Origin of the sequence: Sulfobacillus harzensis (genome assembly GCF_012933365.1) — a bacterium.
GTDB lineage: Bacteria > Bacillota > Sulfobacillia > Sulfobacillales > Sulfobacillaceae > Sulfobacillus_B > Sulfobacillus_B harzensis.
In genome coordinates, this window is the sequence record NZ_JABBVZ010000037.1 from 13235 (window position 1) to 37078 (window position 23844).

At 58.9% G+C, this 23844-nt stretch carries 25 protein-coding genes; 21 read left to right on the top strand and 4 right to left on the bottom strand.

What is annotated here, in order from left to right; translation table 11 throughout:
• Nucleotide 1 precedes the first annotated feature (1 nt).
• From dnaJ to HIJ39_RS11675, 6 genes are all read left to right on the top strand, one after another.
• Nucleotides 2–1153, top strand: a complete 1152-nt coding sequence (dnaJ, locus tag HIJ39_RS11650) for a molecular chaperone DnaJ (protein ID WP_169099864.1) — start codon at nt 2–4, stop codon at nt 1151–1153.
• On the top strand, nt 1137–2042 hold the full coding sequence (locus tag HIJ39_RS11655; RefSeq protein WP_169099866.1) for a 50S ribosomal protein L11 methyltransferase: 906 nt from the start codon (nt 1137–1139) through the stop codon (nt 2040–2042). Before dnaJ ends, HIJ39_RS11655 begins: the two co-directional genes overlap by 17 nt.
• Nucleotides 2039–2752, top strand: a complete 714-nt coding sequence (locus HIJ39_RS11660; RefSeq protein WP_169099868.1) for an RsmE family RNA methyltransferase — start codon at nt 2039–2041, stop codon at nt 2750–2752. Before HIJ39_RS11655 ends, HIJ39_RS11660 begins: the two co-directional genes overlap by 4 nt.
• 288 nt (nt 2753–3040) lie before the next feature.
• Nucleotides 3041–3217: a 30S ribosomal protein S21 gene (gene rpsU / locus HIJ39_RS11665; protein ID WP_169099871.1), complete on the top strand. Its 177-nt coding sequence runs from the start codon at nt 3041–3043 to the stop codon at nt 3215–3217.
• A gap of 11 nt (nt 3218–3228) precedes the next feature.
• A complete protein-coding gene (locus tag HIJ39_RS11670) occupies nt 3229–3687 on the top strand; it encodes a GatB/YqeY domain-containing protein (RefSeq protein ID WP_169099873.1) in 459 nt (152 codons plus the stop codon).
• A 32-nt stretch (nt 3688–3719) separates the two neighbouring features.
• Entirely contained in the window at nt 3720–4676 is a 957-nt protein-coding gene (locus HIJ39_RS11675; protein ID WP_169099875.1) for a hypothetical protein, read from the top strand.
• Nucleotides 4677–4772: 96 nt separating this feature from the next.
• On the opposite strand, the gene HIJ39_RS11680 is transcribed toward HIJ39_RS11675, so the two are convergent.
• Genes HIJ39_RS11680 through HIJ39_RS11690 form a run of 3 tightly spaced genes read right to left on the bottom strand, consistent with a single transcriptional unit; the run spans nt 4773 to nt 6776 of the window.
• Nucleotides 4773–5303, bottom strand: a complete 531-nt coding sequence (locus tag HIJ39_RS11680) for a rhodanese-like domain-containing protein (RefSeq protein WP_169099877.1) — start codon at nt 5301–5303, stop codon at nt 4773–4775.
• Between the two features lie 28 nt (nt 5304–5331).
• The gene (locus HIJ39_RS11685; protein WP_169099879.1) at nt 5332–5988 is read right to left on the bottom strand and encodes a hypothetical protein; all 657 of its coding nucleotides are present in this window, start codon (nt 5986–5988) and stop codon (nt 5332–5334) included.
• Nucleotides 5985–6776: a hypothetical protein gene (locus HIJ39_RS11690; protein ID WP_169099881.1), complete on the bottom strand. Its 792-nt coding sequence runs from the start codon at nt 6774–6776 to the stop codon at nt 5985–5987. The genes HIJ39_RS11685 and HIJ39_RS11690 overlap by 4 nt, the downstream gene beginning before the upstream one ends.
• Before the next feature lie 152 nt (nt 6777–6928).
• Between HIJ39_RS11690 and yqfC the strand changes: the two genes are divergently transcribed.
• From yqfC to HIJ39_RS11765, 15 genes are all read left to right on the top strand, one after another.
• Nucleotides 6929–7213: a sporulation protein YqfC gene (gene yqfC, locus HIJ39_RS11695; protein WP_169099883.1), complete on the top strand. Its 285-nt coding sequence runs from the start codon at nt 6929–6931 to the stop codon at nt 7211–7213.
• On the top strand, nt 7210–8427 hold the full coding sequence (locus HIJ39_RS11700; RefSeq protein WP_169099885.1) for a sporulation protein YqfD: 1218 nt from the start codon (nt 7210–7212) through the stop codon (nt 8425–8427). Before yqfC ends, HIJ39_RS11700 begins: the two co-directional genes overlap by 4 nt.
• 13 nt (nt 8428–8440) lie before the next feature.
• Nucleotides 8441–9427, top strand: coding sequence for a PhoH family protein (locus tag HIJ39_RS11705; RefSeq protein ID WP_243239583.1), 987 nt, complete (start codon nt 8441–8443; stop codon nt 9425–9427).
• Nucleotides 9408–11606, top strand: coding sequence for an HD family phosphohydrolase (locus HIJ39_RS11710; RefSeq protein ID WP_169099887.1), 2199 nt, complete (start codon nt 9408–9410; stop codon nt 11604–11606). Before HIJ39_RS11705 ends, HIJ39_RS11710 begins: the two co-directional genes overlap by 20 nt.
• Entirely contained in the window at nt 11521–11973 is a 453-nt protein-coding gene (gene ybeY / locus HIJ39_RS11715; RefSeq protein WP_169099889.1) for an rRNA maturation RNase YbeY, read from the top strand. Before HIJ39_RS11710 ends, ybeY begins: the two co-directional genes overlap by 86 nt.
• Nucleotides 11960–12463: a diacylglycerol kinase gene (locus HIJ39_RS11720; protein WP_169099891.1), complete on the top strand. Its 504-nt coding sequence runs from the start codon at nt 11960–11962 to the stop codon at nt 12461–12463. Before ybeY ends, HIJ39_RS11720 begins: the two co-directional genes overlap by 14 nt.
• On the top strand, nt 12460–13719 hold the full coding sequence (locus HIJ39_RS11725; RefSeq protein WP_169099893.1) for a CNNM domain-containing protein: 1260 nt from the start codon (nt 12460–12462) through the stop codon (nt 13717–13719). The genes HIJ39_RS11720 and HIJ39_RS11725 overlap by 4 nt, the downstream gene beginning before the upstream one ends.
• Before the next feature lie 47 nt (nt 13720–13766).
• On the top strand, nt 13767–14168 hold the full coding sequence (locus HIJ39_RS11730) for a cytidine deaminase (protein ID WP_169099895.1): 402 nt from the start codon (nt 13767–13769) through the stop codon (nt 14166–14168).
• Nucleotides 14158–15048, top strand: a complete 891-nt coding sequence (era, locus tag HIJ39_RS11735) for a GTPase Era (RefSeq protein ID WP_169099897.1) — start codon at nt 14158–14160, stop codon at nt 15046–15048. Before HIJ39_RS11730 ends, era begins: the two co-directional genes overlap by 11 nt.
• On the top strand, nt 15049–15828 hold the full coding sequence (gene recO, locus HIJ39_RS11740; RefSeq protein ID WP_169099899.1) for a DNA repair protein RecO: 780 nt from the start codon (nt 15049–15051) through the stop codon (nt 15826–15828). It begins immediately after the preceding gene.
• Between the two features lie 7 nt (nt 15829–15835).
• Complete coding sequence (gene glyQ / locus HIJ39_RS11745; RefSeq protein ID WP_169099914.1) at nt 15836–16687, top strand: glycine--tRNA ligase subunit alpha; 852 nt, start codon at nt 15836–15838, stop codon at nt 16685–16687.
• Nucleotides 16680–18716, top strand: coding sequence for a glycine--tRNA ligase subunit beta (gene glyS, locus HIJ39_RS11750; RefSeq protein ID WP_169099901.1), 2037 nt, complete (start codon nt 16680–16682; stop codon nt 18714–18716). Before glyQ ends, glyS begins: the two co-directional genes overlap by 8 nt.
• Nucleotides 18717–18733: 17 nt before the next feature.
• Nucleotides 18734–19552 carry a pyruvate, water dikinase regulatory protein gene (locus HIJ39_RS11755; RefSeq protein ID WP_169099903.1) on the top strand — a complete coding sequence of 273 codons (819 nt, stop codon included), beginning with the start codon at nt 18734–18736 and terminating at the stop codon, nt 19550–19552.
• Nucleotides 19549–22176, top strand: a complete 2628-nt coding sequence (gene ppdK / locus HIJ39_RS11760; protein WP_169099905.1) for a pyruvate, phosphate dikinase — start codon at nt 19549–19551, stop codon at nt 22174–22176. Before HIJ39_RS11755 ends, ppdK begins: the two co-directional genes overlap by 4 nt.
• A gap of 79 nt (nt 22177–22255) precedes the next feature.
• On the top strand, nt 22256–22780 hold the full coding sequence (locus HIJ39_RS11765; RefSeq protein WP_169099907.1) for a hypothetical protein: 525 nt from the start codon (nt 22256–22258) through the stop codon (nt 22778–22780).
• Nucleotides 22781–22822: 42 nt separating this feature from the next.
• On the opposite strand, the gene HIJ39_RS11770 is transcribed toward HIJ39_RS11765, so the two are convergent.
• The gene (locus HIJ39_RS11770; RefSeq protein ID WP_169099909.1) at nt 22823–23806 is read right to left on the bottom strand and encodes a hypothetical protein; all 984 of its coding nucleotides are present in this window, start codon (nt 23804–23806) and stop codon (nt 22823–22825) included.
• Nucleotides 23807–23844: the final 38 nt, after the last annotated feature.

The window sequence follows — 23844 nt, forward strand, 5'->3', positions numbered from 1 at the left end:
CATGGCCAAAAGAGATTACTATGAGGTGCTGGGAGTTGAACGCGGAGCTTCCGGTGAGGAAATAAAGCGCGCCTTCCGAAAGCTAGCCGCTAAGTATCATCCGGACGCCAACCCTGGCGACAGTCAAGCGGAAGAGCGTTTCAAAGAAATTAACGAAGCTTACCAGATCCTCTCCGACCCAGAAAAGCGGGCCCGTTACGACCAGTTTGGCCACGCCGGCGCGGATGGTGGATTCGCTGGAGGTTCAAACTTTGGCTTTGATGGCTTTGGGGCAGGTTTTGGCGGAGGCGGTTTTGGCGACATCTTCGATATGTTCTTTGGTGCCGCCGCGGGCCAGGGGCAGCGCCGCCATGGTCCGGAACGGGGAGCGGATCTGCGTTACGACTTAACCGTGACGTTGGAAGAAGTAGCAAATGGTGCGGAGAAGCCGATTCGGGTGGTACGCGAGGAGACCTGCAATCGTTGCCATGGCAACCAGGCCGAGCCCGGCACGCGCATTGAAACCTGTCCCGACTGTCGAGGCCGGGGCGAGGTAGAGCGGATTTCGGACAGCTTTTTGGGGCGCATTCGGCGGATAGAAACCTGTGCACGCTGCCGCGGCACCGGCAAGGTGATTAAGGAACCCTGCAAGACCTGTGCTGGGCGCGGTGTGGTGCGGGCTGAAAAGCGGCTGACGGTCAAGGTGCCGCCGGGGGTGGATGATACGACCCGACTGCGCGTTCAAGGCGAAGGTGCGGCGGGACGCCGTGGCGGTAGCCCAGGCGATTTAATTGTCTTTATTCACGTAGCCGAGCATCCCAAGTTTCGCCGCGACGGGGACGATTTGTGGTTGGATTTGCCCATCGGATTTGCCCAGGCAGCGCTAGGAGCAGAGGTCACCGTGGCGGGCCTCGAAGGCCAAGAGCACACTATCCACATTAATCCCGGGACGCAGACCGATACCGTGGTACGGGTGGCACGAGCCGGATTGCCGCGGTTGGGTTCGCCGTCGGCTAAAGGCGGGCTTAATGTGCATTTGGTGGTCGAGGTTCCGACCCATTTGAACCCCAAGGAGCGGGAACTGCTCCGGGCATGGGCGGAGATGCGGGGCGAGGCGGTTGTGCCCGAGGACAAGGGCATTCTTCGGAAGATGAAAGATGCCCTGGGCCGGTAACGAATCCCTTAACGAAACCTATCGCCGTTGGACTTGGTATCCGCCAGCCGACCAGGTAGAGACGGCCATGAATTTGGCTTACGCCCTCCCCGTGCAGGGAGTCGAATATGATGACGGTCAACCAGCTGAGGCGCCCTTTACCGACATCCCCTTGTCCCCCGGCCGTCCCTATGTGCGCGTCTATTTGACCGTGGACGATGCGAATAAATGGGAGGCGACCATGCGCGAACGGGTGGCGGCCCGGGGATGGCTCTTTGAGAGCGATGCCGTCAAGAGCGAAGATTGGGCCAACGCATGGAAGCGTTATTATGTCCCTCAGGTCTTACGCCATGGTTACACGGTGGTGCCATCGTGGACTTCTCCTTCGCCAGCCGACGAGGCTCATACCTTATGGCTGGACCCGGGGATGGCCTTTGGCACTGGGACCCATGCGACCACCCGACTTTGCGCCAATGCGCTGTTGGATCTGGATTTAGGCGGCCAAAGCGTCTTGGACTTGGGGGCTGGGTCCGGGATATTAGGGCTCTTGGCTGCCAAGCGCGGTGCCGAGCGGGTGCTCATGGTGGAACCGGACCCGGTGGCGGTCGATGCTATCCGGCACAACGTCCACCTGAATCATCTCGAAGATGCGGTATCCGTCTTAGCCGGAACTTTGCACGACGTCAAGCCCCAACCCTTCGATTATCTCTTTTTGAATCTCATCTGGGACATTATCCATGCGGAATGGCAGCCGCTGCAGGCCTATCTCGTCGATAGCTCCATGATTTTTCTCTCGGGGTTGCTGCCTGAGCGGCGTGATGCGTTGACCTCCTTGGTGGCCTCCACCGGTCATCACGTGGTCCGGATAGAAGAGCAGGACGGGTGGATTATGGCGGTGGTACGGCGATGATTCGGCTAGCCGTTGAGGCCTTAGCACGGAGGGGCGAGACGGCCCAACTAACCCCGCAAGACTCGCATTACCTTCGCGTTGTGATGCGGAAAAAACCAGGCGATGCCATTGAGGTCCTCACGCGCGACGGGACTGTCTGGCTCTGCCGGCTGATGGAGGCGGGTCGTGTGCGTTTTGATGAGCCGTTGGCTCAAAACGGAGCACCCCGCCGTCGCATCATGCTGTTTCAAGCGCTGTTAAAAGGGGATCGTTTTGGCGAGGTGGTTGAGCGGGGAACCGAGGCAGGCATTGTTGCCTTTATTCCGCTTGTCACCGCACGCACCATCGTTCGGCAAGTCTCAGGGAATAAACAGACGCGCTGGGAAACCATCGCCAAAGAGGCAAGTGAGCAAAGCCGGGCGTTTGAAGTGCCCCGCATCGGCGATTTGGTGACGATTGACGATATCGCCGTTCCCGAGGACCACGAGGGCTATGTTTTAGACCCGCGGGCACCAGCGCAGTCGGCCTGGCTGACTTCCAGCACCAAGCCGGTGGCGCTGGCGGTGGGTCCGGAAGGCGGGTTTACGCCAGAGGAATACCACAAGCTCTATGCCAAGGGCTTTCAACCGATCTCATTGGGCCCGCGCGTTTACCGTGCCGAAAATGCCGGCGCGTTCGCGGCGGTGCTTTTTTTGCAAGACGTCACGCCCACTTTTGGACAAGACTGCTAGATTCAACGCCCAGGTTCTCGGTCATGCTACCGTCAGGGAGGTCGAGAACGGTGGGCAAGGTCATCGAGCTGAAATTCTGCGATATTTGTCACAAGCCGGTTGTACGGCGCGAAGCGACCTCGTTGACATCCGGATTTTTGGAGAGCACGCTTTGCAAGGAATGTTTAACCAAGTATGGGCACTTATACCGCCCCTGGTAGTCTTCATGCGGTTTGACACTTTTTCGGGCCTGCCCGTATAATGAAATGAATAGACCCCAACCCGAGCGGGTGGAGGGGAGGGAGATTAATGTCAGAGGTTAAAGTGGGCAAAAATGAGAGCCTGGAAAGCGCACTGCGCCGGTTTAAGCGGCAAATCCAGAAGGCCGGCGTGCTTTCTGAGGCTCGCCGTCATGAGCACTACGAAAAGCCGAGCGTGCGCCGGAAGAAAAAGTCCGAGGCGGCTCGCAAAAAGAAAAGCAAATAAGGGGCTTTCCAATGTCTCTTCGTGATCGGCTCAACGAGGACCTCAAAACGGCAATGCGGGCCAAAGATGCGGCCCGACTCTCTGTCATCCGCGGGATAAAGGCAGCCATATTACAGGCGGAAACACGCGGTGAGCGCGTTGTGCTGGACGATCCCGGAATCGTTCAGGTGATTGCCAAGGAGGTCAAGGAACGGCAGGACGCCATCGAAGAGTTTCGGCGAGGCGGGCGTGCCGACCTGGTGGACAAGCTTACCGGCGAGATTGCGGTTTTGAAAGATTATCTGCCCGAACCGCTGTCGGAGGCAGAACTGGCCCAATTGGTTGAGACGGCGATTTCCGAAACCGGGGCTGAAGGTCCCAAGGATATGGGACGGGTGATGGGGTGGCTGACGCCTAAGACCCGGGGACGGGCCGACGGCAAAGCGGTGTCGGAAGCTGTTAAAACGGCGCTTCAGCGCCGTGCCCAATGAGGCGAAACAAGGGCCTAAGGGCCCTTTTTTTTATGGTTCTGGTCTTGGTGGCTGGAGGACTGGCGGTGACGTTGGCCCATCCGCGAGCGTCGGCGCCGTTGCCAAGACTCTGGATTTTCTATGCCCGAAGCCGCGGCAACCAGGAAATACTGTATGGACGGGAATACACGGCCAAGGGTAAGCCGCTGGAGCCTGCCTTAAAAATCGGCCCGCTGGGATTGGTTCAACAGGTGCAAGTGGCATCCCCGGGGGTCAAACACTCCGTGTGGGTCACATTGGGCGGTGCGGTGGTTGCTCTTGACGGCCATCGGGTGGCAACGCGGCGTCCGGCACCCGACGGTTGGACCATTCTCTCAGTACGAGACATCAGCGGCAGACTGTACGCGATAGCCGAAAACGTGAGGCGAAATCGGGTATCGGCAATGATATGGCGTCAAAATGGCTGGGTAACCCTCGCCTCACGTCTGCCGCTCGCCATCACGACGTTGGAAACCGGATCAGGACATTCGCTCTGGGCGCTTTCGGCATCGCCCCATGAGGCGCAGCTCATCCCAATTGGGGGGAGGCCGGGCCGTGTAATTGCCTCAGTAGCTCCGCAAGGCACCGTGGGATTTTCCGGCGGACATCCCGTCCTTCCCTATGCCACGGGGTCCAATGGCTTTGGCTATTGGACCGGTAGGCGCCATAGGTTTCGCTCCGTCTATCAGGCGGCCATCAGCGTTACGGACACCACCCCCTTGTGGGGGCTGGGAGTGAACGGGATGGTACCCTACCGCCAAAATCGGTTTGATTGGCGGGACGCGGTGCGCTGGCCGACGCGCCAGCAAACGACACCCACCGTGATTGCCGGATCAGGGCCTTGGGTGGCCGTATTGGATGGGTTTAGCCAGGGCGAATGGTTTAATATCCAAACCGGTCGGTTTGGGCCCTCGTTTCAGATAAAGACGCCATGGTGGGCCGTTGTGCGGGCAGCTTCTTTGGGGTCATAGGTTCTGGGTTGATGGAAGGCAGCATAGCCGCCCACCAAGTATCCCACTGTGGGAAAACCTGCCACCATCGTGTCCCGCGCGGCAATAATGGCCCGTTCATCCCGTCCGGAAAGATAGATAATTGGCCGGGTGCGATCCAGATTGTCCAGCCCCTCGGGCCAGCGTGAAAAGGGCAGCTGGCGTGTCACGTGAGGGAAAGGAAAGCGCTCCGATTCTACGGAATTCCCGCACATCCACAATGTCCGCACTGGGGTGGTCGTGAACATAGCTCAGGAAGCGGTCGGGGAAAATGAGCTCGCCCGTTTGCACGCTGAGTCCGCGGGTTGCCCAGGTGCGCGGCAAGCTTGCGAATATGCCGACAATCTCAATGCCCAGCATGTCCATTTCCTGGGCAGCTATCTGACCGGAAACAGGTGACGCCGCCACGACAATGACACGCTCCCCCGGGTTTAGTACGTGGGGGGAGAGGCGAGCAAAGCCAAAACGTGGTGCGGCCAGCGGAAGAGCGCCAGTCAAATGCAACGACACGAACTCCTGGGGCGTACGGACGTCCACCAGACGGGCACCCCGATCCGTCTGCCGCTTGACATCCTCATAGGACAAAACCACCATGCTGAGATCTGGCATATTCTCGCTCCTTCTCTTCTTTTCCATCCTACCGAGAGCGCCACCCAGGAGGCAAGCTATTATCCCTCGAATACTCGTCAGGAAAAATGGGATACCGCGGCAACAGCGGAATGTCCACCGCCGGCTGCCCACTGAAATCCATGAGTTGCAACGGCCTCTTCGTGATTTCAGCGAGTCGCACCAGTTGCGGCTCGGCTGCGCCCACCGCCTGCAAGTGTGGATGCTGGGCTAACAGATAGCTCAGGCCGGTCCAGCCGAAGCTGGCCGCATCGAGCCAGATGCGATCGGTGACACTGTCCATGAGGGTGAGGATGCTGTGTTCCGCCGCGTCAAGCGCCAGACCTGCCGGCCGCGTCAGGACCAGCCGTTTCAACGGCAGTACGTCGAGGACGCGGTTCAGGAGTGTCAGCGCGGCATCCGCAACACCATGGGGGACGGGCAGTTCGACGGTGCACGCGGCAGGTTTGGAACGCGCAGGAACCTTTTGCCAAGTCCGGCAATACCACACATGGTTTTTCATCGGCATCAGGGTTTCCATGGATGGCCAGATTTCAGGGCCAGGCGCCAAAATATGGCCGCGGTTTCCCCATAAAGATAAAAATCGTTGTCCGTGCCATCGCCGGAAGCGATCATCCGGCACGGTACCCAGATCGCATTGCGGCATCCAGTAGATGGGACAAGTCATGGCGCCACCGTCCAATCGGGAACGAAAAAGCCGTCGGCTCCCGCAACCGACAAGAGGTACCGGGCATCATCGTCCCAGCAGTCCAGGCGAATGTGGACGGGAAGCGGCGTGCGGTCTTTAAGCTGCTGAACAAGCGGGATGACTTCCAGCCACTCGGCATCCCCATGTTGTGCCAACCGGGTATGGGCGGCCCTGAGAGGCTTCAATTCGAACCCCGTGACCGGCGTGTCGCCGAGGGCCGCCAAATAATCGTTCACCAAGGACCCATCCGGGACTGGAGGCACGATGAGGGCGGCCCGCACGGTGAGGCCGAGTTCGTGTGCGGCCTCGGCCACGGTGGCCCATTCGCTGGGCGACAACCGGTGGGGGGACCAGGCACGGTGGAGCGATTCCGACCCGCCAGGGTTCAGCCCATCGACGCCGACCCACTTCAGTCCGGTCAGCAAATCTCGGACGGATCGCCGTTCCGCCTGATGAAAGTGCCACAGTTCCTGGGGAGAGAAAGCCCAAAGCTTACGGACATCCTTGTGGCGGATGTGACGGATAAGCTTCAGCCAATAGTCGAAGGGCTCCTTCAAGAGAAGTCCCCCCTCAAGCTTTACCACATCGGCATTCCTAAAGTTAACCGCGGCATGGTCTACCTGGTCAAGGGTCAGCCCTGGTTCAGGTTTCGAAGCCACGACCGCCAGGCTGCAGAAGGGACATCCCATCCAACAATAGCGGGTGGTGTAGATATGGCCAACGCGCCAGATGGGCGCCAGAGTGTGGTTGTCCAGTTCAGGAAGCATCAGAGACCTCGCTTTCCGTCACTCAATTCGACAAGGGTGGTCAAGTTCCTCTCTTGATGCGCCGTAACCTTTGGCTTTTCCAATGGTCAATCTTTTCATGAGCGCGGTGTCGTCGGCATAGCATGAAACGAGGTTGGGACAGGAGGAACGGCATGAGCGGCAAGGGACGCACCATTCAGCGCTTTACGGAAATCCTCGAGATTCCCCCCGAAGTTTTGGTTAATGTTCCGAGGGTGGAAGTGGTCGGACACCTGCAATTTCGGGTGGAAAACCACCGTGGTTTGGAGCAGTACGAGCCTCATCGGGTGGTGCTCCGCATTCCCGATGGTCGCCTCATTGTGACCGGGCGTGAGCTGGTGATTGGCTGGATTGACAAAAATGAGCTGTTAGTCACAGGCCAGGTGCGGTCATTAGTCTTTAAGGCGGGAAATCTATGACTGGAATTTTAGTGCGGATATTTGGCGGATGGCGGCGGGTACGGATTTCGGGGACCGGGGCGGAGCGTGTGATTAGCGAGCTGGCCGACCGGGGATTCCGCCTGTGGCATGTTGTCCGTAGGCGGGACGAGCTTACAGCGCTCGTCACGGAGGACGGATTTGAAGCGCTGGTGATGATTGCCGAGGGCACTATGGTTGAGGTGGTGCCGCTAGCTCAAGGGGGATTGCCGTTCCGTTGGCGGCAACTGCGCCGCCGCCCCTTTCTACTGGCCGGATTGGTCACCGCTATGGCCTTAACCTGGTACGTGACCAGCCATATTTGGGTGGTGGAGGTGACCGTTCCCAATTTAGGTCCGAGTCAACGTCAGCAGCTCATCCTAGCGGCTGAGGCCTCCGGCCTCCGCCTAGGCGCTAACCGCCAAGGGCTTGACATCCCCGCCGTCCGTCGCCACATGCTGGCGTTGTTGCCGCAATACGCCTGGATTGGCATTCACACCCGCGGTGTGGTGGCCAACATCGATGCGCTGCGCATCGTCAATCGGCCGCCCGACCATTTGCCGTCAAAACTGGTTGCCGGCCAATCCGGGAAAGTGACCCAAGTGTTTGTTTATATTGGGGCGGCGGAAGTTCTCCCGGGCGAATCGGTCCAACGGGGTCAAACCCTCATATCGGGCGTCGTGTCGGGCGAGGTGCCTGTGCAGCCGGAAGGCGCGAAGAAGCCGCTGGAGCAAAGTGTCCTCACCCCTGCGGAAGGCCAGGTAATGGCCGATGTCACGTATACCGAAAAGCTTTTTCAACCGTATCGCAAGAATGTGCGGCGGCCGACGGGCCAGGTATATGTCCGGCGGTTCGTGGAATGGGACCAGAGCGCACTGACCGAGGTGCCCAATCCGTTTCCTATGCGTTTTTCGCATTACAGCGTCACGAAAAAAGTGCAGCCGCTGAGCTTCGCCGGCGTGCGCCTTCCGGTTCAATTCATCGAGATGGTATATAATGATGAAGAGGAACGGTCGGTGCCGCTTTCCCGAAAAGCTGCCGAAGCTTATGCGAAGCGGCGCGTCGAAGAGGAGATCCAGCGGAAGGTGCCCAAGGATGCAACCCGAGTGCGCCAAATGTGGCGGGTGGTTCCCTCAAAACGCGGGGTGTCGGTCACGCTGACCTGGGTAATGAACCGAAATATCGCCGAACCTCCACGGGGGACTAACAAGACATAGAGGGGGGCACCGGTTGCCACAAAGCCAGTGGGTAATCCAGGACAACCAAGCGGCTACCATGTTGATGGGCCGCGGGGATGAGCATTTGAAGGCCCTGGAAAAAGCGTTGCATGTGAAGTTGACCGCGCGGGGTAATGTGATTGCCATCCAAGGCGCGGGTCACGATCAGGATCGGACGCGGCGCGTGCTTGATTTGCTGGCGGAATGGATATACGCAGGTCAACCTGTGCGTCCTAACGTGGTGGACTCTGCAATTCGGGCGGTCTCAGAAGGTGCGGAACGCCAATTTTTGCATTTGCTGACGGAAAACATTTATACCACGACATCGGGCCGCGTGGTCAGGCCTCGCACCTTGGGGCAGCAAATTTACGTGGACGCTATTCGTGAGAACACGCTGGTGTTCGGTATTGGCCCAACCGGAACGGGCAAGACCTATTTGGCCATGGCGATGGCAGTCTATGCGTTGAAGGCGCACCAGGTGGAGCGTATTATCCTCACCAGGCCGGCCGTGGAGGCTGGGGAAAAATTGGGGTTTTTGCCCGGTGCGTTGGAAGACAAGGTTGATCCCTATCTGCGTCCGCTTTATGATGCGTTGTATGATTTGTTGGGCTCGGAAGCGACTGACAAGTATCGGGAACGCGGAAACATCGAGGTGGCGCCTTTAGCGTATATGCGTGGGCGCACATTGAATCAAAGCTTCATCATTTTGGACGAGGCTCAAAATTCCACCTACGAGCAAATGAAAATGGCATTGACCCGGCTTGGGGAAGGCTCCAAGATGGTGGTAACGGGCGACCAGACCCAGATTGATTTAGGCCGTGGACAACGCTCCGGTCTTAAAATAGCGTCGGAGATTTTGGATGGGGTCGACGGAATTGGCGTGGTGCGGCTGTCGGATCAGGACGTGGTGCGGCATCCGCTGGTGGCGAAAATCATCAAAGCCTATCAACGGTTTGAGGAGGGGCAAGGAGACACTCGCGATGAAGAATACTCCCAGTGAGGGGAGCTGGTCGGCACGGCTGGCTGACCGTTTTCCGTGGTTGAATGACGACCGAGCGCCGCAGGTGGGCATCGCGCTTTTGGCCTGGCTGTGCGTCGTCGCCATTTTCACCATCACGCTGTTCTCTCACCGGGTGGATTTGTCGGTGGGTGATTTTGCACCCCGCACAATTGTCGCTCCCTATGGGGTGGTGGACTGGGCGCAAACGGCTAAGGACCGTCAAGCGGCGATGAACGCGGTCGGCGACGTCTATAGCCCCAATCCGAGTGTTCTCCGTCAGCAGAAGACCAAGGCCAAAAATCAATTCGCTTATATTGCGGCGCTTTCTCAAGATACGGCGGCTCCCTTATCGGAGCGGGAGCAGGCGCTGCAAAACGCCATTCCCATTGGCCTACCGAATTCCGTATGGGGCGAGGTGTTGAATCTGACCCCTGCGGAGTTGGCCCAAATGGAGCAAGATACCTTGGTCATGCTCTCGTCGGTGATGAATCAGGGCGACGGGATCCGCAACACCACCCTGGGGATGGACGAGGCCAAGGCATTTGTGGCCAAGCTGGCCGCCCAGGAGACCTCGGCTCCCTCCCTGAAGCTGTTTTTGACCTCCTACACCCAGTCCTTGGTGGTGCCCAACACCTTTCTCAATAAGCAGGAGACCGCTGCCAAGCGGAGGGCGGCGGCCGCCCAAGTGCCCGAAGCCAAGATATTGAAGGGCGAGGTGGTTGTACAAGAGGGCCAGCAAGTGACACCCGCCGATATCCAGGTGCTGAAGCAACTGGGGCTTTTGAATCGGGGGATAGATTTTGATCCGATCTTGGGATCAATCATTTTTGCTACCGCCGTTGTGGGACTAATCGGCGGCTACCTGTGGTTTTTACGGCGAAAGCTCGTGGAGTCTTGGCGGGTTGTAGCCATGACGGGGCTCATCATGGTGGTGGGACTGGCCGCAGCCGACAGTTTGAGCGGGGTCCCGGTGCTTAGCTATTTGGTGGTGCCAACGGCTGCTATTATGATGACTGCGTTGGTGGACTCCGGCTTGGGCCTGGTGATGGCGGGGGTACTGGCGCTGGCGGTGGCGGTGCTGACCGGAGCCGACCTCAACGTCGCCCTGGTGGCGTTCTTTGGCGGCATCGCAGGCGTTTTTGGCACCAGCCGCTTGTCGCAGCGTTATGACATCCTTCGGGCGGGCCTGCTCGTGGGGGCTGTCAACGTTTTGGCGCTGTTGGGATTGGACGTGATGCAGGGGGCCGCTCTGTTGCAGCCTCAGGTGTGGGAATATTTGGTCTGGGCGTTGGTGGACGGGGTGTTCGCCTCGGTGCTGGCCATGGGCTCGATTCCCCTGTTGGAGGGGCCGTTTGGCGTCATTACGGCCATGAAGTTAATTGAGCTCTCCAACCCCAATCAGCCGCTGCTCAGGAAACTCTTGGTGGAGGCTCCCGGCACCTATCACCACAGCATTATGGTGGGGAATTTAGCCGAGGCGGCCACCGAGGCGGTAGGCGGCAACTCCCTAATGGCGCGGGTGGGCGCCTACTATCACGATATCGGAAAGTCCAAGCGGCCGTATTTCTTCGTGGATAACCAATTTGGGGCGGAGAATCCCCATGACCGGTTGGCGCCTACCCTATCGGCCATTATCATTTCATCCCATGTACGCGATGGGGTGGAGTTGGCCCGGGAGTACCACGTGCCCGAACCGATTGTAAACTTTATTCAGCAGCATCATGGCACCACCCTGATTCGTTACTTCTACCAAAAGGCGCTGGATCAGGACAATGGCGAGGGCGTGGAGGAAAGCGACTTTCGCTATGACGGGCCTCGTCCGCAGTCCAAGGAAACGGCCATCGTGATGCTGGCAGATGCCAGCGAGGCCACCGTACGCACCTTGAAGAATCCGTCTCCAGCGGCGATTGAGCAGGTGGTGCGGCGCTTGATTAAGGAACGCCTGGAAGATGGGCAGCTGGACGAGTCCAATCTCACCCTGAAGGAGCTGGACGTGATTGCCCGCACCTTCACGCGCGTCTTAACGGGCGTATTTCATCAGCGGATCGAGTATCCCGATCGGGTGCTAAAGGAGATGGAAAGGAGTCGAGGGAATGGAAATCGCGGTGGAAAGCCACCCCGACTGGTGCGCCGAGTGGGAGGAGACGGCTCGTCAGGCGGCGGCCGCCGCTCTCGCTAATCTCGGCGGCCTGGAGGACGCCGAGCTGTCACTCTTGTTAACCGATGATGAGACGGTGCATACGCTCAATCGCACCTATCGGGGAGTGGACAAGACCACCGATGTGCTGTCGTTTAGCCAGCGCGAGGGAGACAATGGCGATCCGTGGGACAACCTTCTTGGTGATGTGATTATTTCCATTGAGCAGGCGCGGCGGCAAGCGGAGGATTACGGTCACAGCATGGCTCGGGAAGTCGGGTTCTTGACGGTTCATGGGATTTTGCACTTGTTGGGTTGGGATCATGAGGTGGCCGAGGACGAGCAACGCATGATGGCCAAAACCGAGGAGATCCTGGCGTCGGTGGGGTTGACGCGTGAGTCATCCTAATAGTTTTGGTCGGGCTTTTGTCTATGCCGGTGAAGGGATCTGGACCGCTCTCGCCAGCGAACGGAATCTCCGGGTGCATGTGACCGTGGCGCTGGCGATCGCTGCAGGGGGGTGGCTGTTTGCCTTGACCGCCGTCGAGTGGATGGCGGTCGTATTGGCATTCGGCCTGGTGATGGCGCTCGAACTCATGAATACGGCGGTTGAGGCCCTGGCAGACTTGGCCAGCCCGGAAATCCATCCTCTCGCCAAACGCGCCAAGGATACGGCCGCGGGCGCGGTGCTGGTAGCGGCCATGGCGGCGCTGGCGCTGGGCCTGGTGGTGTTTGTGCCGCGACTTCCGGATTTTGGGCATGATTTTATGGTACGATGGCATCAAAGTCCCATTGCCGTGCTTGCCGTTGCGGTTGTACTGGCGGTGGCGTTGGGATTGTTATGGGGCGTGGTGCCTCGGCATGGAAGGACGCGAAGGAGGCCAGAACCTTTTCGGTGAGACGCATTGAATGGATACCCATTGTCGCGCTCATAGTGGTGGTGGCCATTTCCGCGTTGTATTCCATGGCTGAGACGGCGATGATGGCGTTGTCACGGGGAAAAATGCGCACATTGTCGGAAAATCACCAAGTGGAGCGCCTTTCGGCATTGCTCCGCTCCCCGAATCGTCTGTTGGGCACCGTGCTCGTAGGCAACAACCTCGCCAATATTTTGGCCACCACATTAGCGACTGCTGTCTTTTTACATTATTGGGGCCATTTCGGAGTCGCCATCTCCACCGTGGTGATGACGCTCTTCATTCTTCTAGTCGCGGAAATCACGCCTAAAACGTTCGCTTCCCATAATGCCGAGCAGGTAGCGCTTAGACTGACGCCATTTTTGGCCGTGTCAGCGCGCATTTTTTATCCCATTGTGCGGATTCTGACCTGGGTTGGCGTGGGCATCATCCGTCTGATGGGAGGAAAGGCGGAGGGCGGCAAACTCATGACGGAAGAGGAGCTCCGTACCCTGGTGGAGGTGGGCGAGGAGCAGGGATTGCTGGAAGCCAATGAACGGGACATGATTCAAGGCGTTTTTGACTTCGGTGATACGGTAGTGCGTGAGGTGATGGTGCCGCGCATTGATGTGCAGGCCTTGCCGGAGACCGCGACTCTCGGAGAAGTTTGGGACACTTTGGTGGAATGGGGCCACTCCCGTGTGCCCATCTATCGCAATACCGTCGACGATATTACCGGGGTGATTTACGCGCGCGACATCCTGGCCTATGGGCGGGAGAAACCGTTGGACACGCCGGCACGGGACCTGGCGCGTCCCATCCAATTTGTTCCCGAGACCAAGAAACTGGACCACCTATTTGCCGACTTCCGCCGTCAGCATACCCAGATCGCGGTGGTGATGGACGAATATGGGGGAACCGCCGGCATCGTCACGATTGAAGACTTGTTGGAAGAGATTGTGGGGGAAATTCAGGACGAGTATGACACCGAAGAGGTTCCAATGCGGGAATTATCCCCCGGGGTCATCGAGGTCGCGGGGCTTTTTGCGCTTGACGAGCTAAACGAAAAGTTTGACTTGGAATTGCCTCACGAGGATTTCGATACCGTGGGTGGCTTGGTGCTGCATTTGTTGGGACGCGTGCCCATCGAGGGGGAGGTGGTGCGCCTTGACAATGTTGAGATTACCGTGGCGCAGGTGGTGGGACGGCGGGTGTCGCGCGCCATCCTGCGGATCCTGAAACCCCCGGAGGAAGACTGATATTTCCTCCGCTGCGGGAAAGGATATCGCGTGAAGGAGAGAGTCGTTTGGATGAGGAGCTTTTGACGGCGGCGCTGGAGGCCCAGCAGAACGCATATGCCCCGTATTCGGGATTTGCCGTGGGCGCAGCGTTGTTAACCGCCGATGGACAGATCATCACCGGGTGCAATGTCGAGAATGCCAGCTATCCCTTGGCTTGCTGCGCTGAGCGCAATGCTGTCTACCGCGCGGTGGCGCAGGGGCATCGCCAATTTGTACGCATCCTGGTGGTGGGCCCCGGGCCTGCCTTAATCAGCCCCTGTGGCGGCTGTCGGCAAGTGCTGGCGGAGTTTGGCGATCTGGATGTGGTCATGGCGGAAAGGACCGGCACCCAGGAGCCGAAAGTGGTGCCGCTTCATGATCTCCTGCCCATGGCTTTTGACCGAAAGGATTTGTCGCATGGCGTATAAGTCCGGATTTGTCGCTCTGGTGGGCCGGCCTAACGTTGGCAAGTCCACACTGTTGAATGCCCTTTTGGGGCGCAAGGTGGCCATTGCAACCCCGAAACCCCAGACCACCCGCAATCGGATTGTGGGCATCTTGCATCGCCCAGGCGCACAGGTGGTGTTGGTGGATACGCCGGGGGTGCATCGGGCCGAGCACAAGTTGGGCGAGCGCATGAATAAGACGGCACGTCTCAGTGCAAAGGATGCCGATTTGATATGGCACATTATCGACCTAAGCCGCGCCCCCAATCAGGAGGATCGTTGGGTGGCCAACATGAGCCGCGAGAGTCGCGTGCCGGTCTGGCTGGTGATGAATAAGGCGGATCTGGTGGAGAGTGTCAAAGAGCGGTGGGAGCCGTACCGGGCTCTCATGGACTACCAAAACCAGTTTGTGGTGTCCGCCGCCCGGGAGACCGGACTCTCGGTATTGGTGGACGAGACGCTGTCCTTCATGCCTGAAGGCGACCCCTATTATCCTCCCGACATGGTCACCGACCAAAGTGAAGATTTTTATATCGCCGAAGTGGTGCGCGAACAGGTGTTGGAACTCACGCGTGAGGAGATCCCGTATTCGGTGGCGGTGACGGTGGAGGAACGGACAGCCCGGAAGCCGGACTTGACCTATATACGGGCCACAATTTTTGTCGAGCGCGAGGGGCAAAAGGGCATTTTGATTGGTGAGGGTGGCCGAATGCTGAAGGAGATTGGCCGCCGGGCACGGGGTGAGCTAGAGGCCTACTACGGGCACCAGGTGTTTTTAGACCTCTGGGTCAAGACCCGAGAGCGCTGGCGTGATCAAGACGCCTGGCTGAGGCGGTTGGGATATGAGGAGCCCGAACGGTAAGTGGCTATTTACGAAGACCAGATTATCACCCTCAAGTCCCGAGCCTATCGCGACCACGATCAGCTGTTGACGGTGTTTGGACTGAACAACGGCAAGTTCGGCGCCATCGCCAAGGGCACCCGGCGGCCGAAGAGCAAGCTTTTGGGTCAATTGGCGCCGCTTAGCCAAAGTGTCGCAACCTTCTATCACGGTCGCTCCAGTTTGGACACGGTGACGGAGGCAGAGCTTGTGCAAGGGTTCCCGCATATTGCGGAGGATCTGGAGCGTCTGTCATGGGCCATGGTGTTGGCGGATGTGGTGGACCAACTGTGGCCGGAGCGGGAGCCTTCGGAGGACATTTTTACCGTGCTGTTGAGCGCCCTAGACGGGTTGAATGGGGGACGCTCGCCGGCAACCGTGGGGTTGGCGGCCGGATTTCACTGCCTTTCCATTGCCGGCTTTCAGCCTGATTGGCGTCAGTGCAGCCAATGCCATCGTCCCTTTGTCAGCGGTCCCATCGTCATCCAGGTTCAGCATGGGACCCTGTACTGCCCCGACTGCCGGCGGGCGGGCGATGGAGAGGACAGCATTAGCCTTGGCAGCTTGCGTAGTTTACAATATTGGCTGAAAGAACATCCCCGCAAGTTTGGACAGGCTGAGGTCAAAGGTGTGATGAAGGACGAGCTTCAAACGCTCTTCTTCCGTTTCCTGTTGCACGAGACCAATCGGTCGTTAAAGTCCTATGATTTCTTGGCTAACATTGACCGCCTCAAGCACGGTCCAGAAGGTGGGAGCGCGTAACGTGAGCATAACCATTCAGGATTTAATCTTGACCTTAAAAAACTATTGGCGGCAGCAAGGGGTGCTGTTGGCAGAGCCCTACGATTTGGAATTGGGGGCAGGTACCATGAGCCCTCTGACCTTTTTTCGCTCCCTCGGACCCGATCCTTGGCGGGTGGGCTATGTGCAGCCCAGCCGCCGCCCGGTAGACGGCCGTTATGGTGAAAACCCCAATCGGCTATATCAACATCACCAGTTCCAAGTCATCTTGAAACCCGCCCCGGACGATGTGATTGAACTCTATTTGAAGTCGCTGGAAAGTCTGGGGTTGAACCGCAAAAAGCATGATGTGCGCTTTGTGGAGGACAACTGGGAACAACCCAGCATCGGCGCGTCCGGACTGGGCTGGGAAGTCTGGCTCGACGGCATGGAGATTAGCCAGTTTACCTACTTCCAACAGATGGCTGGTCAGGAGTGCCGGCCCGTGTCGGTGGAGCTAACCTATGGGATTGAGCGGTTGGCCAGCTATCTGGCCGGTGTGGATGATGTGTGGTCTGTCGAGTGGGCTCCCGGCGTGAGCTATCGCGACCTGTTCGGACGGGTGGAGTGGGAGCAGGCGACCTACAGCTTCGAAGCCGCCGACCCCGACGTGCTGCGTCAACTGTTTGACATTCATGAAGGGGAATCCCGACGCCTTTTCGATCTGGGATTGGAGCGCCCAGGGTACGAACAACTCTTGAAGGCTTCCCATTTGTTTAACACCATGGACGCGCGGGGAGCTATTTCCGTGGTGCAACGCCAAGCGTATGTGGGCCGCTTGCGCCAACTGGCCCGTCGGGCCGCGGAAGTCTACTTGGAAAGGACGACGGCCGGTGTCTAACCAAACGTTCAAGACTTTTATCGTGGAAGTGGGCGTCGAGGAGATTCCCAGCCGCTTCGTAGAGGCATTATCGGCCGAGTTCGCCCGCATGATGGAGGCGAGCCTGCTCGAGGAACGGCTTCATTATAGAACGCCGCGCCGGGCAGCCACTCCCCGCCGCCTCATTTTTCAGGCCGCGGTAGCGGAGCAGCAGACTCACGAGGTGGAACAGGTGCGCGGACCGGCGGTGTCTGTCGCCTATCGCGAAGGCGTGCCCACGCCGGCGCTGGACGGTTTTCTGCGTCGGGTCAACAAACGCCCCGAGGAACTTTCTCGCGCGGTCGTGGGCGGCAAGGAGTACCTGGTCGCGGGCGTGGAGAAGCCAACCCAATCCGCCCGAGAGGTGCTACCGGAGATTGTGTCGCGGGTGCTGGCGTCGCTGCCCCAGCCCCGCAGCATGCGCTGGGGATCGGGGGATGCCCGCTTCATCCGGCCTGTACGGTGGATTTTGGCCCTCTTCGATGACGAGGTGCTGCGGGTCGAGGCCTTAGGTGTCGAGAGCGGGTCGGTCACCTACGGCAATCGTACGGATCATCCTGAGGCCATCGGCATCAAAGATGCCCGTGAATACTGGCCCGCCCTGGAGCGGGTTTTGGTGGAAGCCGATGGCGAGAAGCGCCGCACCGTCATCCGTGAGGTCGGGGACATGCTGGCCGCTGAGGCTGGGGGAAGGGTGGATTGGGATGAGGAGCTGCTCGATGAAGTGGCCAATCTGGTCGAATGGCCCACGCCCTTTTTAGGCGGCTTTGAGGAGGAGTTTTTGGAGGTTCCGGACCCGGTCTTAATCACTTCCATGAAGGTTCACCAGCGCTATTTCCCCTTGAAGCAGCCCAATGGCCATCTATTGCCCGCTTTTCTCGCGGTACGAAACGGACGCGGTGAGGATTTGGCCGAGGTCCGTCATGGAAACGAGAAGGTACTGCGGGCCCGGCTCTCTGACGCCCGCTATTTCTACCGGTTAGACCAGAAGACGCCGCTGTCCGAACACGAGCCGGGGCTGGCGGGGGTCACGCTGCATGCCAAGCTGGGCACTTATGCCGACAAGGTGGCGAGGCTGCTGCAGCTGTTTGACGAGACCCGCACGTGGTGGAATGTGGACCAGGCGGGTGCGGAGGATGTCGTCCGTGCCATCCACCTCTATAAGTGCGATTTGCTGACCCAGGTGGTTTCCGAGTTCCCGGAACTACAAGGGGAGATGGGGGCGATTTACGCCAAGCAAGAGGGTGAGCGGCCCGACGTGGAGGCCGCCATCCGTGATCAGTATCATCCGGGCTTTCCTGGCGATCGGGTGCCCGACCGTCCGGTGGCGGCCATTTTAGGGCTTTTGGATCGGGCCGACACCCTCGTCTCCTTCTATGGTGCGAACCTCCGTGCCACCGGTTCGGAGGATCCCTTTGGGCTGAGAAGGGTGGCGCTGGGCCTTGCCCGCATCGCCGCCGAGACCCCTGTGCTGGGAGACCATACAGTGACCGACCTTATTGCCACGGCGGCAAAGGTGGCAGAAGTTGATGCCGCGGTGGTGAACCAGGTGTTGCAACTGGTGACGATGCGGCTCATGTCGGAGTGGGAAAATGAATGGCCCACGCCGTGGCTTCAGGCGGTGCTGGCGCGATCCTTTCCATGGCCCCAGCTCGGGACACGACTGGCGTTCATTCGGGATCATCAGGGCACCGAGCTCTTTTCTGCTGCTGCGCAAGCGTATAAACGTCTCGAGCGGATTGCCAGGGATGCGGGTCCCACGGTGCTCCATGACACATATGGTGGCGTCGAAGGGGATCTTAAGGCTGCGGCCGACCAGGCTTTAACGATAGCCGCAGAGGATTTAGCCAGTTGGTGGGGCGCAGTTGAAAATCTTGTTCCGGTTGTCGAACGCTTTTTCGAAGAGGTCCTGGTCATGGACCCGGATCCGATGGTGCGGCAAGGGAGGCTTGGCCTCGTGAAATATGTGGCTGAAGCCTTAGGCCGCTATTATGCTTGGGATGTTCTCTAAGGACTGGGGGAGAGTCTATGCAGGAAACCCGCGTCTATATCCTGTCCGACTCGCTGGGCGAGACCGCCGAGCGCGTGGCGCACGGAGCGGCCATTCAGTTTGAGAGTGCCGCCAACATCAAGGTCGAGCGGGTACCGTATGTCGTCAATCAAGAGGGCATTGACCGGGTCTTGAGCCGAGCCGTGACGGGGTCCTCGGTGATTGTCTATACGATGGTGCGGCCGGAGTTGCGTGAGTATTTGGACCGTGCCGCCGAAGCCCGCAATATTCCCCACGTGGATGTGATGGGGCCGGTGCTGTCCGCGTTCGAGAGGGTGGTTCAATCCCCGCCGCGGCTCATTCCCGGGCTTTCTCACCGACTCGATCAGGAATATTTTGCTCGCGTGGAAGCGATGGAATTTGCGGTCAAGTACGACGACGGTAAAGATCCTAAAGGGATTCGGGAAGCCGATGTCGTACTTTTAGGGGTGTCGCGCACCAGCAAGACGCCGGTCAGCCTGTATTTGGCCAACCACCGGCTTAAGGTGGCCAATGTGCCACTGGTGCCCGAAGTGCCGGTACCTAGCGAGGTCTTTCGCGAAGGACGGCTCAAGACGGTGGGACTCATTATCAAACCCGAGTTATTGATGTCGATTCGCCGTCAGCGATTAAAGAGCTTGGGATTAGGAACCTCGTCCCAATATGCCACGATGGACCGCATAATGGTGGAATTGGATTACGCCTGGGACATTTTTAACCGCTTGAAATGTCCCGTTATTGATGTCAGCAATCACGCCGTTGAAGAGACGGCCACGCGCGTGTTGGAGTTGCGCAATAAGGAGGCTCTAGCGGAATGACGCGGTATGTCTTTCAGTTTGAGGAAGGCAATGGCCAGGATCGTAAACGATTGGGCGGCAAGGGGGCAGGACTGGCGGAAATGAGCCGGATTGGGCTCCCGGTCCCGCCGGGCTTCACCATCACCACGGAGGCCTGCAATCAGTATCAAGCAGAGGGCCGTGTGCCCGATGGATTAATGGCTGAAGTCTGGGATCATTTGGCGCGTCTGGAATCTAAGCTTCGCTCGAAGTTAGGCGATCCTGACCGGCCGCTCCTGGTATCGGTCCGCTCGGGGGCCCCCATCTCTATGCCCGGCATGATGGATACGGTGCTGAACCTCGGCCTGAATCCCGAAACCACCGAGGGATTGGGTCGACAGACCGGCAACCGCCGTTTTGCACTGGACAGCTATCGCCGCTTCATTCAGATGTTTGGCAATGTGGTCATGCACATGGAGCATTCAGAGTTTGAACATATTCTCGAAGACGTCAAAGCTTCTTCCCACATTACGCTGGACACCGAGTTGACCGAATCTAATCTGGAGACGGTCATCGCACGGTACAAGGATTTGGTGGAGAAGCGGACCGGTCGCGCGTTTCCCGACAATCCCAAAGAACAGTTGGAGATGGCTATTTTGGCCGTGTTTGACTCCTGGCGCAACCCCCGCGCGATTGTCTACCGGCGTCTCAACAAAATTCCTGACGATCTGGGCACTGCCGTTAATGTGCAATCGATGGTGTTTGGCAATATGGGCGACACCTCAGCTACCGGGGTGCTGTTTACCCGAAATCCCAATACCGGCGAGCCTGGGATGTATGGAGAATATCTGACCAACGCTCAAGGTGAGGATGTGGTGGCCGGCATCCGGACTCCCAAGTCCATTGATCAGATGGCCGAGGAAATGCCCAAGACCTATCAGGAACTGGTCGAGGTTTGCCGGCTCTTGGAAACGCATTATCACGACATGCAGGATATCGAGTTCACCGTCCAGCAGGAGACGCTCTATGTCCTGCAGACCCGAAGCGGCAAGCGCACCGCCCGGGCGGCCGTGAAAATTGCTGTGGACATGGCGGAAGAGGGTGTTGTTACCAAGGAGGAGGCGATTCGCCGACAAGACCCGGCCCAAGTGCAGCGGCTGTTGTATCGGCAAATCGATCCCGAGGCGGCGGTCGATTTGCTAGCTCAAGGCCTTCCGGCTTCCCCTGGAGCCGCGTCCGGCAAGGTGGTGTTTACCGCCGACGAAGCCGAGGCCCGAGGCCAGGCTGGGGAAGCGGTCATTCTGGTGCGCCCAGAGACCACACCGGACGACATTCATGGGATTGTGGCCGCTCAAGGTGTATTGACCAGCCGCGGCGGGATGACCTCACATGCGGCAATTGTTGCCCGAGGGATGGGCAAGCCGGCCGTCACCGGCTGTGAGGCAGTCAAGATATCGTTGCAAGACGAGACCTTCCAAGTGGATGGGCGCGTGATTGCCAAGGATACGGTCGTTACCATTGATGGGGGAACGGGGCGTGTGATGCTGGGCCAGGTTCCCACGGTGGAGCCGGAGTTGTCCGAGGAGTTCACCAAACTCTTGAATTGGGCGGATAAGGTGCGGCGGCTCCGTGTGCACGCCAACGCCGACACTCCGGAGGATGCGGCCAAGGCTCGGGAATTTGGGGCAACCGGGGTGGGGCTCTGCCGGACCGAGCACATGTTTATGGGCCAGGATCGGCTGCCGGTGGTGCAGGCGATGATTTTGGCAGAAACGCTGGAAGAACGGGAAACCGCCTTGAAAGAGCTCTTGCCTATGCAGGAGGGTGACTTCTATGGAATTTTGAAGGCCATGGACGGTTATCCGGTCACCATCCGCCTCTTGGATCCGCCCCTGCACGAGTTCTTGCCGGACATTCAGGACACCGAGGCAGCCCTCCGGAGGGCGCAGGAGGCGGACAACAGCCGCGAGGTGGAGCGATTAGAGGCTGTGCTTCGCCGGGCTCGAAGTCTCTTTGAATTCAACCCGATGCTGGGATTTCGCGGGGTGCGTCTCGGTATCGTGTATCCCGAAATTTACGCCATGCAAGCGCGGGCCATTTTTCAAGCGCAAGCGGCGCTGTTGAAAGAAGGGCTCCATCCAGAGGTGGAGGTCATGATCCCGCTGGTAGGCATACCCGCGGAGCTTTCCCGGATGAAGGACTTGGTGGCTGAGGTCAATCAGGCGGTGGCTGATGAAGCCCATGTGGCGCTTCCCTACAAGATTGGGACCATGATAGAGGTGCCGCGGGCAGCGCTGGTGGCCGGAGAAATCGCCGAGCATGCCGAGTTTTTCAGTTTCGGCACCAATGACCTGACCCAAACCACCTTTGGGTATTCCCGGGATGATGCGGAATCTAAGTTCCTGCCGACATATCTGGCCGACAAGATATTAAAGGAAAATCCCTTCATGGTGTTGGACCGGGACGGCGTCGGGCGTCTGATTCAAATCGCGGTACAAGACGGCCGAACGACGCGTTCGGAACTTAAGGTCGGGATTTGCGGCGAGCATGGCGGCGATCCGGCGTCGATTGCGTTCTGTCATCAGGTGGGATTGAACTATGTGAGCTGCTCACCCTTTCGGGTGCCGGTAGCCCGTTTGGCAGCGGCGCAAGCGGCTCTTGAATGAGGCGCACGCTCATAATTGACCGAAGCCCGCAGGCGGGAAATCCCGTCCGCGGGCTTCAACCATGGAAGGAGGGCTTAAGGTGACAAGGACGCCGCGGCGTCACGGCTGGCAACGGCTTCTTGCTGGGTTGGGCATGGGGGCGTTGTTTGCCGCGATCGCCGTTGTCGTCGGATTGTCGACGGGGAGACCCGTTCAGACCCTAAGTCTCATGGGCAGTTCGTTGGTGTTGGAATGTCAGCCGGCGGCGGCGTTGGCGGTCGTGCTGGGCTATCCTCGCGCGTTCGGCGCAGCCGTTGCCTTTTTTACGAATCTCGCGCCCCTTTTCATTATTGCCGTGGGATTGGATCTGATTGTAGCGCATTGGCCATGGGCCGCCCGACAGGTCGAGCGCGCCCATCGGCGGGCGGGTTGGGTGGCCCGCTATGGGCCGCTCATGTTTGTGCCCCTCTGTCCGGTGCTGGGGGCCTATGCCTGTGTCGCCATTGGCCGCGGACTGGGATTTCGTCTGGCTTCCACGTTAAGTGCGACCATTGCCGGAATGGTGTGGTCTGTCATGGTGATTGTCTACGGCGGCCATTGGGTCGTCCATCTCTTGGTTCATTAGCGAAATGGGAGGAAGCGCGGTTCTACGCCTGGGCCGGATGGGTTAGCGAAGGTCCGTCAAAATTTCGTCCATCTGGTTCTGGTAATAGTTCACTAAGTCGTTGACCCCGGGAAATCGTCGATCGGTGACGCCGCTCTTGCCAGCGGATGTCTTAGTCCATAGAAAGTCGAGCCGATCCTTGAGGATGCGGGACGGTTGGCGCCGCAAATCCTCAGCCAACACAGCGGTCGGAGGGAGCGCCTGATACACGGTTAGCGCGTCAGAAAGCAATTGTCCGTGAGGCGCCAGCTGCGTTTTCCACACCTGGGCGGCGACATGGCTTGCGGTGATGGGACGCGCCATGGAAACTGACAGATCCAATCGGTCGGGTCGGCGCGGTTTCTCCAGGACTGTCCACATGCGAAGCCGACCCGGGACAAATGCGTCATAGGTGGTCGCCAGCACGCGCACGGCGCTGGGCTCAGCTGACGCAACGGCATGCCAACTGGCACGAAAGCGGGTCATCCGCCCATCCTCGGTGATTCGCCCCTCGGGCGTGGTATAGACGGCATAGCCCTTTCTCATGGCCTCCACCAAAAGGCCCAGTTGATCTTCCACATGTTGGCGCAACTGCGTCTTTGCCCAATCGCGGTAGGGCTCCAAGAGAGCCCGTACGCTGAGCCGCCGACTGCTCCACGAAAAGGTCCGCCGGGACCAAAGGTGATGGAGGAAAAGGCCTTGGGTCGCGACCGAATCGGGAAGCGCGGCTGGATCAATCACCTCACGGAGAGGCTGGTCGCCAAAGTAGCGATAGACGAAGTAGCCCCACGATCGCAAAGGGCGGTGCAGCGGCGAATCTTCAATGGGCCGGACGCCTAACAACCATAAAATCGGTCCCACATTGAACCAGCTTAAATAGGGTCCGATTCTTCGGCCTAGGCGTTCAGCCAAAAATCCGGGTTCAAAGAGCCGTTCGAGATAGTCCCGAATTTCGTGGAATTTGCGGTTAGCGATTCCTGTCCGTGTTTGGTTGAATAGAGGTACCATCCATCATTCAACCGTCAGGAGGAATCGCTATGACTTCG

Coding starts and splice junctions, on each gene's coding strand:
- HIJ39_RS11710 (WP_169099887.1), top strand. CDS start 9,408: ATGAAGAATACTCCCAGTGAGGGGAGCTGGTCGGCACGGCTGGCTGAC.
- dnaJ (WP_169099864.1), top strand. CDS start 2: ATGGCCAAAAGAGATTACTATGAGGTGCTGGGAGTTGAACGCGGAGCT.
- era (WP_169099897.1), top strand. CDS start 14,158: ATGGCGTATAAGTCCGGATTTGTCGCTCTGGTGGGCCGGCCTAACGTT.
- HIJ39_RS11770 (WP_169099909.1), bottom strand. CDS start 23,806: ATGGTACCTCTATTCAACCAAACACGGACAGGAATCGCTAACCGCAAA.
- HIJ39_RS11685 (WP_169099879.1), bottom strand. CDS start 5,988: ATGACTTGTCCCATCTACTGGATGCCGCAATGCGATCTGGGTACCGTG.
- HIJ39_RS11675 (WP_169099875.1), top strand. CDS start 3,720: ATGGTTCTGGTCTTGGTGGCTGGAGGACTGGCGGTGACGTTGGCCCAT.
- HIJ39_RS11700 (WP_169099885.1), top strand. CDS start 7,210: ATGACTGGAATTTTAGTGCGGATATTTGGCGGATGGCGGCGGGTACGG.
- yqfC (WP_169099883.1), top strand. CDS start 6,929: ATGAGCGGCAAGGGACGCACCATTCAGCGCTTTACGGAAATCCTCGAG.
- ppdK (WP_169099905.1), top strand. CDS start 19,549: ATGACGCGGTATGTCTTTCAGTTTGAGGAAGGCAATGGCCAGGATCGT.
- HIJ39_RS11680 (WP_169099877.1), bottom strand. CDS start 5,303: ATGCCAGATCTCAGCATGGTGGTTTTGTCCTATGAGGATGTCAAGCGG.
- HIJ39_RS11690 (WP_169099881.1), bottom strand. CDS start 6,776: ATGCTTCCTGAACTGGACAACCACACTCTGGCGCCCATCTGGCGCGTT.
- ybeY (WP_169099889.1), top strand. CDS start 11,521: ATGGAAATCGCGGTGGAAAGCCACCCCGACTGGTGCGCCGAGTGGGAG.
- rpsU (WP_169099871.1), top strand. CDS start 3,041: ATGTCAGAGGTTAAAGTGGGCAAAAATGAGAGCCTGGAAAGCGCACTG.
- HIJ39_RS11660 (WP_169099868.1), top strand. CDS start 2,039: ATGATTCGGCTAGCCGTTGAGGCCTTAGCACGGAGGGGCGAGACGGCC.
- HIJ39_RS11670 (WP_169099873.1), top strand. CDS start 3,229: ATGTCTCTTCGTGATCGGCTCAACGAGGACCTCAAAACGGCAATGCGG.
- HIJ39_RS11755 (WP_169099903.1), top strand. CDS start 18,734: ATGCAGGAAACCCGCGTCTATATCCTGTCCGACTCGCTGGGCGAGACC.
- HIJ39_RS11655 (WP_169099866.1), top strand. CDS start 1,137: ATGCCCTGGGCCGGTAACGAATCCCTTAACGAAACCTATCGCCGTTGG.